At 43.6% G+C, this 18104-nt stretch carries 14 protein-coding genes and 1 pseudogene; 11 read left to right on the forward strand and 4 right to left on the reverse strand.

From position 1 onward, the window contains the following. Nucleotides 1-43 precede the first annotated feature (43 nt). The 4 genes from HXT38_RS01840 to HXT38_RS01855 all read right to left on the reverse strand — a co-directional run bounded on the left by HXT38_RS01840 (nucleotide 44) and on the right by HXT38_RS01855 (nucleotide 3741). Nucleotides 44-1753: a hypothetical protein gene (locus HXT38_RS01840; RefSeq protein WP_117008712.1), complete on the reverse strand. Its 1710-nt coding sequence runs from the start codon at nucleotides 1751-1753 to the stop codon at nucleotides 44-46. Nucleotides 1754-1876: 123 nt separating this feature from the next. Then, nucleotides 1877-2692 (reverse strand): fructosamine kinase family protein, encoded by an 816-nt coding sequence (locus HXT38_RS01845; RefSeq protein WP_064340255.1) that lies wholly within the window; start codon nucleotides 2690-2692, stop codon nucleotides 1877-1879. 90 nt (nucleotides 2693-2782) lie between these two features. Continuing rightward, nucleotides 2783-3226, reverse strand: coding sequence for a DUF2871 domain-containing protein (locus HXT38_RS01850; RefSeq protein WP_004106454.1), 444 nt, complete (start codon nucleotides 3224-3226; stop codon nucleotides 2783-2785). Between the two features lie 74 nt (nucleotides 3227-3300). Then, complete coding sequence (locus HXT38_RS01855; RefSeq protein WP_012914287.1) at nucleotides 3301-3741, reverse strand: hypothetical protein; 441 nt, start codon at nucleotides 3739-3741, stop codon at nucleotides 3301-3303. Nucleotides 3742-3981: 240 nt separating this feature from the next. On the opposite strand from HXT38_RS01855, the gene leuS reads away from it, so the two are divergent. The 11 genes and pseudogenes from leuS to metE all read left to right on the forward strand — a co-directional run bounded on the left by leuS (nucleotide 3982) and on the right by metE (nucleotide 18103). Then, the gene (gene leuS / locus HXT38_RS01860; protein WP_421791970.1) at nucleotides 3982-6966 is read left to right on the forward strand and encodes a leucine--tRNA ligase; all 2985 of its coding nucleotides are present in this window, start codon (nucleotides 3982-3984) and stop codon (nucleotides 6964-6966) included. Nucleotides 6967-7119: 153 nt separating this feature from the next. After that, nucleotides 7120-7887 carry a helix-hairpin-helix domain-containing protein gene (locus HXT38_RS01865; protein ID WP_174163796.1) on the forward strand — a complete coding sequence of 256 codons (768 nt, stop codon included), beginning with the start codon at nucleotides 7120-7122 and terminating at the stop codon, nucleotides 7885-7887. A 7-nt stretch (nucleotides 7888-7894) separates the two neighbouring features. Beyond that, nucleotides 7895-9586, forward strand: a complete 1692-nt coding sequence (locus HXT38_RS01870; RefSeq protein ID WP_421791973.1) for a ComEC/Rec2 family competence protein — start codon at nucleotides 7895-7897, stop codon at nucleotides 9584-9586. A gap of 66 nt (nucleotides 9587-9652) precedes the next feature. After that, entirely contained in the window at nucleotides 9653-10660 is a 1008-nt protein-coding gene (gene holA / locus HXT38_RS01875) for a DNA polymerase III subunit delta (protein ID WP_174163806.1), read from the forward strand. Between the two features lie 71 nt (nucleotides 10661-10731). Beyond that, nucleotides 10732-11304 (forward strand): tRNA (adenosine(37)-N6)-threonylcarbamoyltransferase complex ATPase subunit type 1 TsaE, encoded by a 573-nt coding sequence (gene tsaE, locus HXT38_RS01880; RefSeq protein WP_004119012.1) that lies wholly within the window; start codon nucleotides 10732-10734, stop codon nucleotides 11302-11304. Between the two features lie 89 nt (nucleotides 11305-11393). Beyond that, nucleotides 11394-12221, forward strand: coding sequence for a tRNA (adenosine(37)-N6)-threonylcarbamoyltransferase complex dimerization subunit type 1 TsaB (tsaB, locus tag HXT38_RS01885; protein WP_004119014.1), 828 nt, complete (start codon nucleotides 11394-11396; stop codon nucleotides 12219-12221). A 25-nt stretch (nucleotides 12222-12246) separates the two neighbouring features. Then, entirely contained in the window at nucleotides 12247-12777 is a 531-nt protein-coding gene (rimI, locus tag HXT38_RS01890) for a ribosomal protein S18-alanine N-acetyltransferase (RefSeq protein WP_004119018.1), read from the forward strand. A 21-nt stretch (nucleotides 12778-12798) separates the two neighbouring features. After that, on the forward strand, nucleotides 12799-13842 hold the full coding sequence (gene tsaD, locus HXT38_RS01895; protein ID WP_004106430.1) for a tRNA (adenosine(37)-N6)-threonylcarbamoyltransferase complex transferase subunit TsaD: 1044 nt from the start codon (nucleotides 12799-12801) through the stop codon (nucleotides 13840-13842). Nucleotides 13843-13886: 44 nt separating this feature from the next. Further along, on the forward strand, nucleotides 13887-15038 hold the full coding sequence (locus HXT38_RS01900) for a tRNA (adenine-N1)-methyltransferase (RefSeq protein WP_410295823.1): 1152 nt from the start codon (nucleotides 13887-13889) through the stop codon (nucleotides 15036-15038). A gap of 9 nt (nucleotides 15039-15047) precedes the next feature. Then, the gene (locus HXT38_RS01905) at nucleotides 15048-15605 is read left to right on the forward strand and encodes a SixA phosphatase family protein (protein WP_004119025.1); all 558 of its coding nucleotides are present in this window, start codon (nucleotides 15048-15050) and stop codon (nucleotides 15603-15605) included. A 118-nt stretch (nucleotides 15606-15723) separates the two neighbouring features. Further along, nucleotides 15724-18103, forward strand: a pseudogene (gene metE, locus HXT38_RS01910) (5-methyltetrahydropteroyltriglutamate--homocysteine S-methyltransferase). Nucleotide 18104: the final 1 nt, after the last annotated feature.

An 18104-nucleotide genomic window follows, 5' to 3' on the forward strand; every position in this document is an offset into this window, starting at 1 on the left:
GTTCCACAAATTATATTTCACAACTTGCATCCAAAAATTGTATTTACAAGCCTGCGTCTGCTAATGATACGTAGCCTGGGTCAATTAAACGTGACTTTAGATTTGTTGCGCTTACTGCCACTAGTCGCTCGTTAACAGTAGGGACAGTTTCCCCGTGTTCAATTTTTGTTTGCACTGTAGCGATTTTTTTGTCAAGTTTACCGTTTCTGTTCAAAGAATAACAAGTAGCAGTAAGATCTTGAACAATCTGCTTATGATTTTCTATAGTTGTCATCCATTGCTTTCCGCTCACAATGTTTGGCATAATATTTTTGTACGCGCCATAACCAGTTATTACTGGCCATTTCTTTGCTTCTGATTCTTCTTCCTCATCTTTTTTCTGCTGTTGTTGTAACTCTTTTTCAGTTTTCTTCGCAGAATCTTTTGGAGCAGGAACTGGTCTTTTATTAAGATCTCGTTTCCCTATGAAGTTTCCGATAACGTCCGGCAAATTGAAAGATGGGTTTATATCTGCTGCGCTTCCTTCATAACCGAGATCGTTTAGTGCTTGTACGGCTTGTAAAGCAATTTGATCATCGAGTGCAATAATTCCATCAACGCGATGCCTTGAGTGTGAAAAAAGACTTGTACTTCTCGTAATTCGTTTTGTTAACTCATTTTTCACAGAGTCAGCTACATCTGCGTCGAAAGCAACATTGGTCCAGTCTTTTTCGCTACTATTCACATTCAGTCTTCCAGAAGTGCTTATTAATGTCCCCGAAGCAAAATATGGTCTCAAAACTTTCCAAATGCCAGCGAATGCTTCTTCAGCAAAATCATCATGGAATGCTGTTTCGCTATTTGCATGCGTATTGTTGTTAGAATCATCATCCTCGTTTGCTTCGTCGCTGTTATTTTGTTGATTATTATTGTTTGCATTAATATTTTTTTGATTGTGACATGGCAAAAGAACTTCAATGTAGCGTGGATTTTCTTTAGTTGCACGATCTAGAGCGATTTTTTGTACCAGAGTTGTTGCTTGAATTTCGCCAATGGTTCTTGCGTCAGATAAATGGAACATCACATCAGGTTTGAAACCGCTAACACGTCGTGAGAGCATAACAACGTGTATTCCTGCCTTTTTTGCTAGGCTAAGTGATGATGCCAATCGTTTTTCTGCATTAAGCTCATCTTTGGATGATTGAGAGTTATCGGCATTTTGTAAATTTAAGTCCTGAGTATTTGATTTTTGCGTATTTTCAGAATTAGACGCAGGTAATGTTGCATAATCTCCATAGTTATTATTGCCGTTTTTGTTAGTCCATGGAGCTATAACAATTGTCGTTTTGCTTAATTGTTTTTTGACTTTTGAATTTTCGGAAACAGAATTGTGCTTTTCTGAATTATTCTGTTTTGCATTGTTCAATGAGCTTAGCAAATTTACTACATAATCTTGCACATCGCGGCTTTGTTCTGAAAGGCTAGAAGAAGTTTTAGTAGTAATAGAATTATCGTCAAATCCCTTATCTTTTAACGATTTTATTAATTCTGGGACCAGTATATCCCACGTGCTTAGAGGCTTATTACGTGTTATTGCCAATCCATCTGATGGAGTAAAAACAATAACGTTACCGTGGTTCGCTTGTTCTTTATTTTCAGATTTTAAAGAAGTTTTTGTTGAACTTGCGCACGAGCTAACAACAAAAAGCATCGTAACTAATGCTGTCAGCATAACTAAAGAACGATGCATAGTTCTGTTGCACAAACGAATCATAGTAGTGACCTCTCGTTTCGTGGTCTATCTGTTGCTGTCTATATGTGTTCTACTTGTAACTATCTTCTAACATTGTATATAGCCGTGTGCTAAATACTTACATTGCTATTTTAGTGAGCAAAATTATCTTATAGAACTTTTTATAAGACTTTCGCACATATTACGGTATTCGCTCACGTAGCCTCCACCAAAGAACACGCAATGTCCTGCAATAGGGTAGAGCTGCCAAATAATCATGCGCTGCTCAAAACCTGCTTTAAGTGGATGAACAGACTGATAGCCGTCTAAAATCTGCTTAAAATAGCTGATTCCAAATAAATGAAGCATAGCTAAATCTTCTTCGCGGTGCCCACCATGTGCTGCAGGGTCGATTAGAACAGCTTCAGTGTGTTCGCCGTCTGAACTTTTAGTCCATAACACGTTTCCGCTCCACAAGTCTCCGTGAACTCGAGCAGGCTTATCTTCTGCAGCTTTTCCTAATAAATCAGGCAGCGCATCAATAACTTCGTTTGTAAGATCTAAGTCGCTTTTAGTAAGCTCTCCGCGAGCAATCCCAAGCTCAACCATAGGGCGCAATCGTCCGTCCGCAAGGTAGTCAATAACATTACTCCAAGTGCCAGTTGGCATTTCAACTGGATCACTTAAAGGTCCAAAATAGCATGTGCCATCGTAATCTGCTGGTGCTTCACCAAAATATTTTGCACCGTAATCGTGCATATGAGCGAGCGCTGCACCAAACTCAAATGCAGCAAGTGGTGTTGCTGAGTGAGTGTCAATGCGCTCAATATTAAGGTAACCGTTTCCCCAATCAAATACTTCAGCCACTCTAGGGCCGCCGTATTTGTGAGCTTCAGAAAGCCATTTTAAGCCTTTACCTTCGCATTCAAAGAAACGCTCAGGCGCGTATAATCTACTTTTCTTATATACAGCGTTGTTCATAGAAGCCTTCTTAACGTAGTAGCGCATACGAAACATGCGCTACATACTTAATAAAATATTTATTAATAAATTAAATTATTCCCAAGCTCACTATTTTACTGAAGTATTAGCACAATGAGCGATGCTGCGTTTAATTTGCAATAAGATGAGTACAATACTTACGCCAAGTAGGATGTGTCCGATTCCTGCTAAACCAGTTATGGCAAAATCTATAGATGGACTGAGATGTAGACGTAGTACTTGTGCAATTCCACGAGTAATCATCATTACTGCTGTTAGGTTGAGTCCAATATGATAAGTTATTAAGATTCTCGTAGTTTTTTCGTTACTAAAACTGAAGTTTTTCTCAACTAGTATGAGTAACAGGAAAACAACCATGCCAAGCATAAAGTAGTGTGTGTGAACTACAGCAAGCATACTTTTTGCATGGAAAGCATTAAATTTTGTAAATTCGCGATAAAAGACGCCGCCAATCATGGCGAGGACAGCATACAACAAAGACGTATTAATATAACGTTTCATAACATGATTCATAGTAACTTCCTTACGTAGAGTGATAGTCAAATATTCCTTAGTAATGTTGCTGGTGTTACAAGTGTTTGTAAGCACTATTGCATAGTATGAGTGTTTTTGTAATGCGGACATACAGTTTTAACAAATTGATATCCAAAAAGTAATCCTGCTAAGGCTAATGCGGAGCCTAATCCCGTATAAAACACGGCAATAAAGCGTTCTGGAGCGATATTTGTTGCACGAAGAACAATTCCAAAAGTCATCATAAAAGCCATGATTATAAAAGATTTAACGTCAAAGAATTTAAGGAAAAACTGCTTTTCTTCCACATAGCCGTTAATTCTTTGAGTATGTTTTTTAACGAGTTTTCCAAAAATAAGGAATTGGAATATTGCAAAAACTAATAACGATAAAGCGTAATTTAGTGGCTGCAAATAATTTGGGTATGCCAATAAGCCAATCTTAAGAATATTAAAACCAGCAGCTCCCCAAACTAAGCAAGCAATAAGAAGTAACGTATTTTTTTGTACTTTCAATTCACAACCTCTTTAATATTTATAGTTTTATTGAATTTTACCTAATTTTCTAATCTTTATTTGCTCAAAAAGTTTATTTACTATTGTAATGATTTATTTTGCGAAATAATCATAAAATCTTAATCTTGTGTGCATATTAGGAAAACTTACGTTAAAACTACATATTTTCTTAATAAAATATCAATAAAACTTGTAAAAAGTGTTGCGTAATGACGATATTAGACGCTATAGTCCTAGGGTATGAACGACAACGATCAACAGTATGCAACAGCTGACAACAAAGCTACTATTGCTGAGCCAGCTTTTCGTTACAACGCGCAGCTCGCACAAGATATTGAGCAGCGCTGGCAAAAAACCTGGGATGAACAAGGCACGTTCTGGGCTGCTAATGTTAAAGGCGATTTGAAGGATGGCGAAGGCAAGCTTGCTGACGGTCGTCCTTCTTTCTTTGCAATGGACATGTTCCCGTATCCTTCCGGCAAAGGCTTACACGTTGGACATCCTCTTGGATATTTGGCAACGGATGTTGTAAGCCGTTACCATCGCATGAAGGGTGAGAATGTTCTTCATGCAATGGGTTACGACGCTTTTGGTTTGCCAGCAGAACAGTATGCTGTTCAAACTGGTCAGCATCCGCGCATCACCACTGAGGCAAATATTGCTAATATGCGCAGGCAGTTGCATCGTATGGGCTTGAGTTTTGACGATCGTAGGTCTTTTGCAACGATTGACACAAATTATGTGCGTTGGACGCAATGGATTTTCTCGAAGCTTTATGACGCTTGGTATGACACTGATTTTGTGCGCAAAGACGGCGGAAAGGGTTCTGCTCGTCCGATTGCTGAACTCGTTGATGAGTTTAAGAGCGGCAAGCGCGAAATTCCTGGTTTTGCAGGCAAAAAGTGGGAAGAGCTTAATAAAGTAGAGCAAGCGGATGTATTAAACAATTTCCGCATTGCTTATATTTCTAAATCTCCTGTAAATTGGTGCCCAGGCTTGGGAACTGTGCTTGCAAACGAGGAAGTTACTGCAGAAGGTAAGTCTGAACGCGGAAACTTCCCAGTATTCCAGCGCAACCTTCGCCAGTGGTCCATGCGAATTACCGCTTATGGACACCGCTTGGTGGAAGATTTGAACACTATTGATTGGCCAGAAAAAGTTAAGCTTATGCAGCGAAACTGGATCGGCGAATCTCACGGTGCATCTGTGCACTTTGAGGTGCCATGTGCAGACGGCGAAGCGCGCGATTTGGAAGTGTACACTACTCGTCCAGACACGCTTTTTGGTACAACGTTTGCGGTTGTTTCCGTAGATCACCCAATTCTTGAGCATGTTCCAGAAGCTTGGGGTGCGGACGTTCCAGAAAGCTGGAAGGGCGGTTACGCAAGTCTTAAAGAAGGCTTGGCAGAGTATCAAGCTCAAGCTCGCGCGAAGACTGCTAAAGATCGCACGGAAGATGCAGGAGCAAAAACCGGCTTGTTTACTGGTCTTTACGCAATTAATCCTGTAACTGGAGCAAAACTTCCGCTGTTTGCTGCTGACTACGTGCTTATGGGTTACGGTACAGGCGCAATTATGGCGGTTCCTGGCGGCGACCAGCGCGATTATGATTTCGCAAAAGCATTCGGTTTGCCAGTAATTTACACTGTTGAGCCTTTGCCTGATTCCGAAGAAAAGTTGGCAGATTACGAAGGTAAAGCTCCGTTTGTTTCTCACGACGGAATTGTTATTAATTCAGCAGTAGAACATACGCACAAGCTTGGTGACGCTTTGTCTATTAACGGTTTGCGCGTAGACGAAGCTATTAAAAAGGTGACTACTTGGCTTGAAGCTGCAGGCGTAGGAAAAGGTAGGGTTTCTTACCGACTTCGCGACTGGCTGTTCTCTCGCCAGCGCTACTGGGGTGAGCCATTCCCAATCGTTTATGACGAAGATGGTGTTGCTCACTTAGTGCCAGATAGCGAGCTTCCAATTGCATTGCCGGACGTTCCTGATTATCAGCCAAAAACTTACGCTCCAGACGATGCAAATTCGGAGCCTGAAGCACCTTTGAGCCGAAACGAAGATTGGGTAAAAGTTCAGCTCGACCTTGGCGATGGCGTAAAAACCTACTATCGTGACACCAACACTATGCCGAACTGGGCTGGTTCTTGCTGGTATTACATGCGCTACTTGGATCCAAACGATGCTGAGCATATGGTTGACAGCGATGAATACGACTACTGGATGGGCACAAACCGTCCAGGCAAAGAGCATGTTTCTGGCGGCGTTGACCTTTATGTTGGTGGTGTAGAGCACGCAGTTTTGCACTTGCTTTACTCGCGCTTCTGGCATAAGGCGCTTTACGACTTGGGTTACGTGGATTCTGCTGAACCATTCCACCGCTTGTTTAACCAGGGTATGATTCAGGCTTACGCTTATACGGATGAGCGCGGACAGTACGTTCCTGCTGACGAGGTTGAAGAAGGTGCTTCAAACAGCGCTGGTGAGCCAACCTTTACATGGCATGGCGAGAGCGTGAACCGCGAGTTCGGCAAAATGGGCAAGAGCTTAAAGAATATTGTGACTCCAGACTACATGTACGAGAACTACGGTGCAGATACGTTCCGCTTGTACGAAATGAGCATGGGTCCGCTTTCTGAATCTCGCCCGTGGAATACGCGTAACGTTGTTGGTGGCATGCGATTCTTGCAGCGCTTGTGGCGTAACGTTGTGAACGAAGAAACCGGAGCTTGCGTGGTAACCGACGACGCACTCGACGAGAAGACGTTGAAGGTTCTTAACAACACAATTGCAGAAGTGACTGTGGAAATGGAAGCAATGCGTCCAAATACTGCAATTGCTAAGCTGATTGTGCTTAACAACCACTTGACTTCGCTTCCTCACGTGCCGCGAGCAGCTGTCGAGCCGCTGGTTCTTATGCTGGCTCCAATTGCGCCGCATATTTGCGAAGAAATGTGGAGCAAGCTTGGACACGCAAAGTCGATTGCTCACGCAGATTGGCCTGTTGCGGATTCTCGCTACGTTGGTGAGGATACTGTTACTGCCGTTGTGCAAATAAAGGGCAAGGTTCGAGCAAAGCTTGAAGTTGACCCAAATATTGACGCTTCTGAGCTTGAAAAGCTCGCGCTAGAAGCTGTAGCTGATCGCTTGGGCGGTAAGGCTCCGCGCAAGGTGATTGTGAAGGCTCCTAAGATTGTGTCTATTGTGCCTGACGAGAGCTGAGTCGAAGCTAAAGTCTGCTTAATTAATGCTGTATTGCGCGATTTTTCGTGCTTTACAGCATTTTTTGCTTTTAACCACAGGCGCATATTTTTGTTGCGAAGTGTTATAAGTTGCCCAATAGTTAAGTTAAGAACTTTAAGAGTTGGGGGATTTATGGAAGACTTTGAGCAGAATTTTGGGCAGAATCATGAGCATAATTTTAGGCTTAATAAGCCTGCGTCTGATTTGCCTAGGAGACGAATTGCAACGTCTTTAGAAGAATTTTCTAACAGCAATTTTGATAAAAATTTTAGTGACGACTATTGCGAAAAAGCTTGTAATTCTTTTGATGAAGAAATTATAAGTAGAAAAACTCATCCTAGATTTCACATGAAGCCTGTACATACGCTTGCTTTAATGCTGATACTAGTTGCGGCTCTTTGTGCAAGCTTGACAATGCTTATTTCTCAATCCTTAACATATCAACGAGTTCAGAACGAAAAAGCAGGCGCGTTTGCAATAGAAAACGACGATACTAGTCGCGAAAAGCATTCTTTTAGCGATTTAAAAGGTAACAATAAAAATGATGATGAAGAAAAAAGTGTAAGTAATGAAAGCGACGAAAACAGCGGAGGTGACGGAAGTAAAGGCAACAGAGGAAGTAAAGGTGACAGTAACGACAAAAGCGACAGTAATAACAAAAGCGACAAAAGCAACGAAAATACTGCTTCTAATCAAAGTAACACTGGCAGAATCAATATAAACACTGCAACGCTTGATCAACTAGAAACCTTAAAAGGAATCGGTCCCAAAACTGCTGCGCGCATTATCGCTCAGCGTAAAAGAGTTGGTTATTTTCGCAGTTTAGAAGATTTGATGAAAATTAAAGGAATTGGGCCTAAAACCTTGAATAAATTCCGTGGGAATGTTGACGTCAAATAGGTGAATTATGCGAGAAAACGTAGAAAAAGTAGAAAACGTTTCTAGAAGTCGTGACTTTCGTATGATTCCTGTTGCTGCAGCGTGCTGGGCTGGGTGCTTAATTGGAAAATTCTTATGCGATTTTACTATAATTTATTGCATTTCAATAGTTTTATTCAATGCAACTATAGTTTCGATTTTTATATTTTGCAAAAAATTTAAGTTTTTTATATGGCGTAGAACAGTTTTAGTGATAATAAACGCTTTTGTAGCTGCGTTCATGCTTTCGTACATAACTCAATATGTGATATCTGGTGACGTTATTATGCGAGAAATATGCGGCAATAATCCTACTAAAGCACTGTATTCTCGAGGAAATAATGCCGGGCGCGCACATTTTGCAGAATTTACAGTAGTTACTCCTGTGCGCTCGTCTAGAAGTTTTAAAGGAGATTGCCAAGCTAATGTTCAAGTGCATAAGTTTGATGCGCAAAAAAGTTACGTTCAAGCGCGACTGTATGCGTATTCGCCAATATGCAAGCAACTTAGCTACGGTTCTAGCCTAAGCGTTCCTGTTAGCGTGAAAGCTTCGAGATTTGATAGTAGTAAGCCTGAATTGCATGTAGAAAAAACTCAACGAAATTTGCATGTTGTACAAGACTCAGACTTTTGGCACAAAGCCGTTAATAATTTGTGGAAATCGTTTTATGACGTAACAAATAAGCTCGATATGCAAGGCAGAATGTTGGTTCCTGGAGTAACTGTTGGCATGCTTGGGCAAGAATATGTGCCAGTAGAGGATGCAAGTTCACTTGAGCCTGTCGACGAAACTTATGCGAATATGACACGTCAACATTTTCAACATGCTGGAATCATGCACGTTATGGCAGTTTCAGGCGGACACTTTTTGCTACTTAGTATGATTATTCGCAAGTTTTGCGCACGATTACTGTTGGCTCGTTGGGCTACATCTTTAATACAAATTACGTTGCAAATTGCTTTGGCTGCGATAGTTTACCCTTCTGCATCTGTGCTTCGAGCGTTAATTATGGGAATAATATCCGCTGTTGCGTGGTGTTGCAAACGTCCATACCAGTCAGTTAGTGCTTTAAGTTGGACTGTTATTGGAGTGTTACTAGTAAACCCTTCGTATGCTTGGGATTATGCTTTTGCTCTTTCTTCTGCAGCAACTTTGGGAATTGTTGTTATGGGAGTGCCGATTTCTAAAACGCTTGCAAAATATATGCCATCTTGTGTTGCTTCTGCGCTAGCTATAACGCTTTCTGCACAATTTTGGACTATGCCAGTGCAAATTCTTATGCAACCGGAAGTGTCATTTATGTCTGTGCCAGCTAATCTAATAGTTGCGCCTCTTATGGATTGGGCAACAGTGTGCGGCTTAATTTCACTAGTTTGTGCGAGCTTTAACGGTGGATTATCGCTTATTTTTGCGAGAGCTTCATCAATTGGAACAAGCTTTATGCAAAAGTGCGCGTGTTGGTGCGATGAAGTATCTTTTGGCGTGTTTCCATGGATAAAAGGTGCTGCAGGAGCGTGGGCAATGTTGTGTGCAGAATTTGTGATATTGGCTTTGTTTATGCTAGCTTTGCGCGCTTTTCGCAATAAGTATTATGCTCAAAGAGCTAGCATAATTGGTCAACTGTGGTCTGCTTCGGCAAAGCGAACATTACGAGAAGCAGAGAAAATTTTCGAAGAGTAGCAAACACGCACGCATATTCGAATGCAATATTATGATGGTTAAGAGTTGGTTGGTTTAAGGAGCATTATGGCAGCAAATAATAAGCGCGCGCAACGCGTTATGCCAGTTACGCTGGTAGTTGGAGGTGACGCTTACTTAAACGAGCTAAATGCTCGAAATGTGCGTGAAAAAGTTCAAAAAAGTGCTCCGGATGCTGAAATTATTGAACTTGATGCGTCAACTGCGGATCAGTACGCATTTGACGAAGCTGTAGGTCCTTCGCTTTTCGGTGACGGAACGATTGTAATAATAAATAATTTGCAACAAGCAGACGAGTCTTTAGTGGACGCAATCGAAAATTTCTGCAAACAAGCGCAAAATAGTGAAAATAGCGAAAATAATTTTGTAGACTCTTCTGCAACTTGGGTTATTGCACGTCACGAAGGTGGGCTTAAAGGAAAGTCTATTATTACGCGCCTTACGAAAGCTGGCGCAAACACAATTACAGTGCCGGATCTTAAAAAAGACGATGCCAAGCTCAACTTCGTTATGAGCATATTTGAGCGTCACAATCGAAGCGTTGAGCCTCAAGCAGCACAACGTCTTGTGTCAGTTTTGGGAAGTAAAACAGGGGAGCTTGCAGCATTATGCTCGCAATTATGCTTCGACTATGACGATAATCCAATAACGCTTGATATTGTCGACCGATACTTGATTGCAGATCCGCAAGTTACCGGCTTTTTTGTTGCGGATAAAGCTGTTGCAGGTCATGCAGGTTCTGCTGTGCTTGCAGCAAGAACTGCAATTGCTCAAGGAGTTGACGCCATAGCCTTAATAGGTGCTTTGGCTGCAAAAGTACGCGTAATTGCGCTCGCAATGGCAATTCGCAACGGCACGATTTCTAGTGCTGAAGCGAAAGTAAACCCGTGGGCTCTTAAAATGGCAATGCGTCAGCTTGCTGGATGGAATAGTGCAGGTGTTTCTAAATGTTTGCAATCTTTAGCTTGGGCGGATGAGCAGTGCAAAGGCGGATCTAGTGATGCGAATTATGCGCTTGAAGAGTGTATTATGCTCATTGCGTCTCGAGGAAATTAGAAAGCGTAAATTAAGAATCGTAAATAAGAAACGTAAATTAAGAACTGCAAATTAGAAAGATTGTGTTAAGTATGAAAGAAGAAACGGTGTCAGAACAGCAAAAAGTGTGTACTGTGCCTACGGATACTGATATGCGCGAGCTTGGTAAAGCTGTGGCAAAACTAGTTAAAGAAGGCGACGTTTTGCTGCTTTCTGGTCCTCTTGGAGCTGGTAAAACAACGTTCGCTCAAGGTTTTGGTGCAGGGCTTTCAATTAGTGAGCCGATTGTGTCTCCAACTTTTACGATTGCGCGCGAATTGCATGGCACTTTTGCGGATGGTAAGCCGGCGACGCTAATTCACGTTGATGCTTATCGTTTGGGTGGCGAAGATTTTGCTCCGGGGCAAGATACTGTTTCGCGTTTGCTTGACGAGCTTGAATCTTTGGGGCTTGACGAAGCTTTGGAAGAGCCAGGAGACGGCACTGTTGTGCTTATGGAGTGGGGTGAGCAAATGGCAGGAGTGCTTGCTGCTGAGCGCTTAGAAGTTCATATTGCAAGACCTATTGACTCTTCGCAAGTAGACGATTTTACTAGCGATGGTGAGCGAATCTTAACTTTGAAAGCTGTTGGCAAGGATTGGCTTAATCGACTTGCAAAATTGTAATTAGAAATACGCGAGTAAATATCGCAACAAATAAATCAAGTTGTGCTAAGCGAGTAAGCTAGTCTGGTACGTGACTTCGAGGAATGAACATGAGTAATACGCTGATTATTGACACATCATTTGGCTCTACTGTTGGAATTGTGGGCCATGAGCCGATTGTTGAAACCGACTCTCGCACTCACGTGGAGCGTTTACAAGTAAATATTGCAAAAGTTGTGGAGGACGCTGGGCTTAAGCCTTCCGATATTAAACGCGTGGTTGTGGGAGTAGGTCCTGCTCCTTTTACAGGACTTCGCGCAGGATTAGTTGCAGCAAAAGCGATTGCATTTGCAAATAATGCTGAAATTTTGGGGTGTGATAGTCTTCTTCCTCAAAGTTTGATGATGCGTTCCGGCGCGTTCGAAGAAGCTCGCAAAAATGGCGTTATTTGCAAGGATTTGCTACTAAATATTCCGAATTCTGTGGATTCTTGCGACTCTAATATTCGTCACTACGTGCTTTCACTAAATGATGCGCGTCGTCGCCAAGTGTACATGTCCTTATACGACAACGAAGGAAATGCGCTAATAGATATGGATATTGACTATCCGCAAAATGTTGTTGCTCGTGTGAATGAGTATTTAGCAAGCAAAACTAACGAAAATTATTGCGTGGATGTGCTCGGACACGGTGCTAAAAAATACGTTGAAGATTGGCGAAATATTGCCAATATTGGCGTTATTGCTGAAGTTTCTGCGCTTGACTTGGGTGTGCAAGGCTTGCAAATTTTCGAGCAGTGCGCTGAGAATTGCGTCGATAAAGATGAGCGCGTAAAAGCTGTTGAACCGCTTTATTTGCGCCGTCCGGACGTGTCTGTGCCAAATCCGCTTAAGCATGTGCTTGGCTCTGGCGAAGCGAATAAGGCAAAAGAAAAATAGAAGCGTTTTAACGATTTGAGTAATTATGATTGTTGATATAACGCGTTCTAAATTTCCAGCAGTAGTCGAGAATTGCAATATAGTTCCAAAGTGCGATTTTACTTGCAATGAGTTAGCGCAAAAAATAGCTCCTATTGAAGCCGACTTGTTTGGCAAAGGCTCATGGAATGAGAGCATGATTTCGCAAGAATTGCAAGCTCCTATGCGCGCGTATTACGCTCAAATCGACGAAAATACGCATACGTTATGCGGGTATGCCGGCTACTGGTTTGACGGCGATGACGCGCAAATAATGACAATTGGCATTGCAAAACAATATCAAAGAAAAGGCCTAGCGTCGGAACTTTTATCAACTATGATCAAAACCGCAGAAAAAATTGGTGCTAAGCGCATGTTGCTAGAAGTGCGAGTTGACAATGTTCCTGCGCTCGTGTTGTATGAACGTTTTGGTTTTAAGAAAATGGGTTTGCGGAAACGTTACTATCAGCCGGAAGGCGTGGATGCGTACACAATGTGCGCTGATCTAACCGCAAAAAATAACGGAACTGAGGAATAACGAGGAATAAAGAGGAATAAAATGAGCGAAGCAATCGTATTGGGGATTGAATCAACTTGTGACGAAACTGCCGCAGCTATTGTGCGCGGACGTACTCTGGTGTCGAATGTGGTGGCATCTTCAATGCAGGAGCATGCGCGCTACGGTGGCGTAATTCCAGAAATTGCTTCTCGTGCGCACGCTGAAGCTTTCGTGCCGGTTGTTTCTAAAGCATTGGCAGACGCAAACATGGATTTAAGCGATGTTGACGCGATTGCAGTAAGCGCAGGTCCTGGTCTTGCTGGCTGCTTAGCTGTGGGAGTTTCGGGAGCTAAAGCACTAGCTTGGGCTGCAAATAAGCCGATTTATGGTATTAATCACGTAATTGGGCATATTGCAGTAACACAATTGCAATTCGGCGACGTGCCGGAAGATGTGCTGGCTTTAATTGTTTCCGGCGGTCACACTTCGCTTCTTCACGTGAACGATATTGCTAGAAGTATTGACGTTGTTGGCACAACTTTGGACGATGCTGCAGGCGAGTGCTTTGACAAAGTTGCGCGTTTGCTTGGGTTCCCATACCCGGGTGGCCCTCATATTGATAGGCATGGAAGGCTTGGAAATCCGGATACTTTGAAAGTTCCGCAAGGCTTGACGCAAGGTCGTTCCGGCAAAGAGCATCCGTACGATTTCAGCTTCTCGGGCGTAAAAACTGCTGTTGCGCGCTGGGTTGAAGCGCGTGAGGCTCAAGGGCTTGAAATTCCAGTTGACGACGTGTGTGCTTCTTTGGCTAATTCTGTGGCGGAAGTGCTTTCACGCAAAGCTATGATGGGCTGCGAGCAGTACGGTTCTAAAACGTTGATGATTGGCGGCGGATTCTCTGCTAATTCGCAGCTTCGTGAGCATTTGCTGGCTTGCGGCAAGGAGCATGGAATTGAAGTGCGTTTGCCAGAGCTTAAGCTTTGCACGGATAACGGTGCGATGGTTGCAATGCTTGGCGTAAATTTGGTAGAAGCAGGGGTTCGTCCTTCTGCTCCCGATTTTGCAATCGATTCTGCAATGCCTCTTACCACTGTGAGCTTATAATAAGTAGCAATAATAAAAGTCGCTTTAAAGTTGCGAGGTGTTTTGTGCAGTCAGTTAATTCGCGTAGTGGTGTGTTACGAGTAGGTGAGAAGATTCAATTCACCGATCGTAAAGGTAAGCGAATTACTGCACAGCTTGTTGTGGGTGGGGTTACACAAACTGAGCACGGTCTTATTTGTCACGACGACGTGATTGGCCAAAGCGAAGGCGTTGTAATTACTACTGTTAGTGCAAAGCGCGAATCTCAGCAAAATAGCGAAAATCAAGAATCTAAAGACCTTTCAAAATCTGGCAATAAGCCTTGGAAAGCAGCTCGCGCTATTGGCGGCTGGGATTATGTAGTTATGCGACCGCGCATGGTTGACTACGTGCTTTCTATGCCTAGAGGCGCGCAAATTATGTATCCGAAAGATATTACGCAAGTAATCGCTTTAGGAGATATTCGTTCTGGAATGCGCGTTTTGGAGTCGGGCGCTGGCTCTGGTGCTATGAGTTTAAGTCTTTTGGACGCAGTTGGGGAATGTGGAAAGCTTACTACGATTGAGCTTCGCCCGGATTTTGCGCGCATTGCCGAGTCTAACGCAACTTTGTACTACGGAAAGCGCCCAGAATGGTGGAATTTGCTTACTGGCGATTTTGATTCTGTTGCAAAAACCTTAGATGCGCACAGCGTGGATCGCATTATGCTAGACATGCTTGACCCTTGGAATCGCCTCGAGCAAGCTCATCGAGTTATTGTGCCTGGAGGCGTGCTTGTTGCGTACGTTACGACTACTACGCAAATGTCTCGCATGGCTGAAGCTTTGCGAGAAAGTGGCATGTGGACTGAGCCGGAGATTCAGGAAACATTGGAACGCACTTGGAAAGCTCAAGGTTTGGCGGTTCGTCCGGATCATGCGATGATTGGCCACACTGGATTTTTGATTGTTTCGCGCGCAATGGCTGAAGGTTTTAGCGCTTTGAAAAAGCGTGAGCACGGTACTAAAGATACTGTGAGCGATATTGACGATATGACAGCAGAAGAGCGCGCTGAACAGTTGGAAGACTTGTCTTTGCGTGATATTTCGGATCGTAAATTGCGTAAAGTTTTACGTGATTTAGACGTGCAGCTTGCGCAATTGCCGGAAGATTCGCAGTCGCAAGATTTGCAAGATTCGCAGTCTGCACAACAATCAGCGCTTAATCAAGCTAAGTAGGAGAGCATTATGGCATCACCAATGAAAAAGCTTATGAAGAAAGCACATCATAGTAAGTACGTTTTGTTGCTGATGCGTCATGCTAAAGCTGAGGCTCCTCAAATGGGTGACGACTGGGGTCGTGGTCTTACAGATAAGGGCTTGAAGCAGGCGAAAATTATGGCAAAAGGCTTGGAATCTTTGAAGCTTGTGCCGGATTATATTGTGTGTTCTAGTGCGAATCGCACTGAGCAAACTTTGAAACGCATGTTGAAGCGTTTTGGCGACTCTCCTGTGGTTGAGTCGCGCAAGAGTCTTTACGATGGCGGTATGCAATCTGTTATGGACGAGTTGCAAGCGATTCGAGGCGATGTTCATACGACGATGATTGTTGGGCATGAGCCGACGATGTCTATGGCTGCGCAGTGGCTTTCTTCGCCTGATTCGGATCCGGATGTGCTTGGGGCGATGCGTTTGGGGCTTGCTAATGCGTCTGTTGTGGTGCTTGTGTCTGATCGTCCATTCGCAACTTGCGGCTTGCGCGGTGCCACAGCTCTCGCAATCCTCACCCCCAAATCCTTTGCATAACCACACGAAATTAAGCATATAAATTAAGCTTATAACGACACCCCAAGTTCTTGAATGACCGCATTCAAGCATTTCTTTGCTAGGCTAAAGCGAGTCAAAGAAATTTTTTGGAGGATGTATGTCTGCGGTTTTTACTTCTGTTTCCGGTTTCCCACGTATTGGCGCTAATCGTGAGTTGAAGAAGATTATTGAACGTTACTGGAAGCAGGATGCTTCTTTGGATGAAGTGCGTGAAGTTGCTCAGTCTTTGCGAGCTAAGCATTGGCGTTTGCAAGCTGAAGCTGGGATTGATTTAATTCCAAGTAACGATTTTAGCTACTATGATCAAATGCTCGATACTGCTATTTTGCTGGGTGCTGTGCCTGAGCGTTATCGTAAATTGAATTTTGAGCATGCTGAGGATACGCTTTTTGCTATTGCGCGCGGCTATCAGGGTGAGCGCGGCGATGTGACGGCGTTGCCAATGAAGAAGTGGTTTACTACGAACTACCACTATATTGTTCCGGAAGTTGAGAATCCGGAAGGCTTGCATTTGGCTGGAACTAAGCCTTTTGACGAGTTTTTGGAGGCTCGCGCGCAGGGTTTGGAAACGAAGCCTGTGCTGATTGGCCCGTACACTTTTTTGAAGTTGGCTCGTACTCCTGAAGCGCAGGAGTTGAAAGTAACTGAGTCTGTGATTTCAGCTCTGGCTTTTGCTTATGCGAGTATTGTTAAGCGTTTTGGCGAACTTCACGCAACTTGGCTGCAATTTGATGAGCCTTATTTGGCGCTTGATAAAGAGGAAGGCGATTTGGAGCTTTTTGAAGCTTTGTATAAGCCTTTGCTTGAGGCTAGGGGCGCGGAAGTTAAGCTTCTTCTTAACACGTATTTTGGCAATATTGCTGACGCTTACGAAACTGTGAATAATCTTGGTTTTGACGGTGTTGGCGTTGATTTGGTGGAAGGCAAGGAAGAAAATCTTGCAGCCATTGAGCGTTATGGTGTGAACGAAAAAACTACGCTTTTTGCTGGCGTTGTGAATGGCCGTAATATTTGGCGTAACGATTATGCTGTGAGCCTTGGTTTGGTTGACGCTTTGCGTGAGAATGTTACGGATCGCGTGGCTGTTTCTACTGCTTGCTCGCTTCTTCACGGTGCCTTTTAGCACTGCTGGTGAGGATGCTTTGGGTGCGGATGTTTTGCAATATTTTGCTTTTGCTGTTGAAAAGTTGCAAGAGATTCGCGATATTGCAAATCTTGCTGCAGAAAGTGACGAAAGCCGCAAGTCAAGTAACGTTTTGGCTAAAAATCAGGCTTTGTTCGACGGTTCGCGCGTGAAAGCAGATTCTGCTGTTGCTAATCGTCTTGCTAATCTTAAAGATTCTGATTTTGTGCGATTGCCGGAAAGGGCAGAACGTCAGCGTTTGCAAAAGGAAGCTCTTGGCTTACCGGATTTGCCAACGACTACTATTGGATCTTTCCCGCAAACTAAGGATATTCGTAACGCTAGAGCTGCTCTTCGTAAGGGCGAGATTTCGCGCGAAGCTTACGACGAGTTTATGCGCAATCGCATTGCCAAGTGCATTGAGCATCAGGAGCAAATTGGCTTGGATGTACTTGTTCACGGCGAGTTTGAGCGCAACGACATGGTTGAATATTTTGGCCAGCATTTGCGCGGCTTTAAATTTACGAAAAACGCTTGGGTGCAGTCTTATGGTACTCGCTGCGTGAAGCCTCCAATCGTGTGGTCGGATGTTTCTCGCGAGTCTGCGATTACTGTGGCTTGGAGCGCTTATGCCCAAAGCTGCGCGAAGCATATTGTTAAGGGCATGCTTACAGGACCTGTGACGATTCTTAACTGGTCTTGGCCTCGCGAGGATATTACTCACGAGCAGCAGACTCAGCAGTTGGCTCTTGCTATTCGCGATGAAGTGTTGGATTTGGAGCGTGCGGGTATTCGTGTGATTCAGATTGATGAGGCTGCTTTGCGCGAAAAGTTGCCACTTCGCCGCTCTGATTGGCATAAGAAGTATTTGGATTGGGCGATTGCTGCTTTCCGCCTTGTTCATTCTGCAGTTGCTGCGACTACGCAAATTCACACGCATATGTGCTATTCGGAGTTTAATGACATTATTCGCGACATTGATGCTATGGATGCGGATGTGATTTCTTTCGAGGCTTCTCGTGGCGACTTGGTTGTGCTTGACGCTATTCACGACGCGCATTTTGAGACTGAGGCTGGTCCTGGCGTTTACGATATTCATTCTCCGCGCGTTCCTGGTAAGGCGGAGCTTGTGGAGCGTATTCACGAGATTTTGCGTAAGATGCCTGCTCAAAAGCTTTGGATTAACCCGGATTGTGGTCTTAAAACTCGAGGCGACGCTGAAACTTGGCCAAGCTTGGAGAATCTTGTCGCTGCTGCTAAAGAGGTCCGTGCGGAGCTTTCTAATAATCAGCAAAGCAACAAGCAAAGCGGAAATCTAAGCGGCAATGTAAGCAACAATCTAAATAGGGGGTGAG

Origin of the sequence: Gardnerella sp. DNF01157 (assembly GCF_049244225.1) — a bacterium.
GTDB classification, from domain to species: domain Bacteria; phylum Actinomycetota; class Actinomycetes; order Actinomycetales; family Bifidobacteriaceae; genus Bifidobacterium; species Bifidobacterium leopoldii.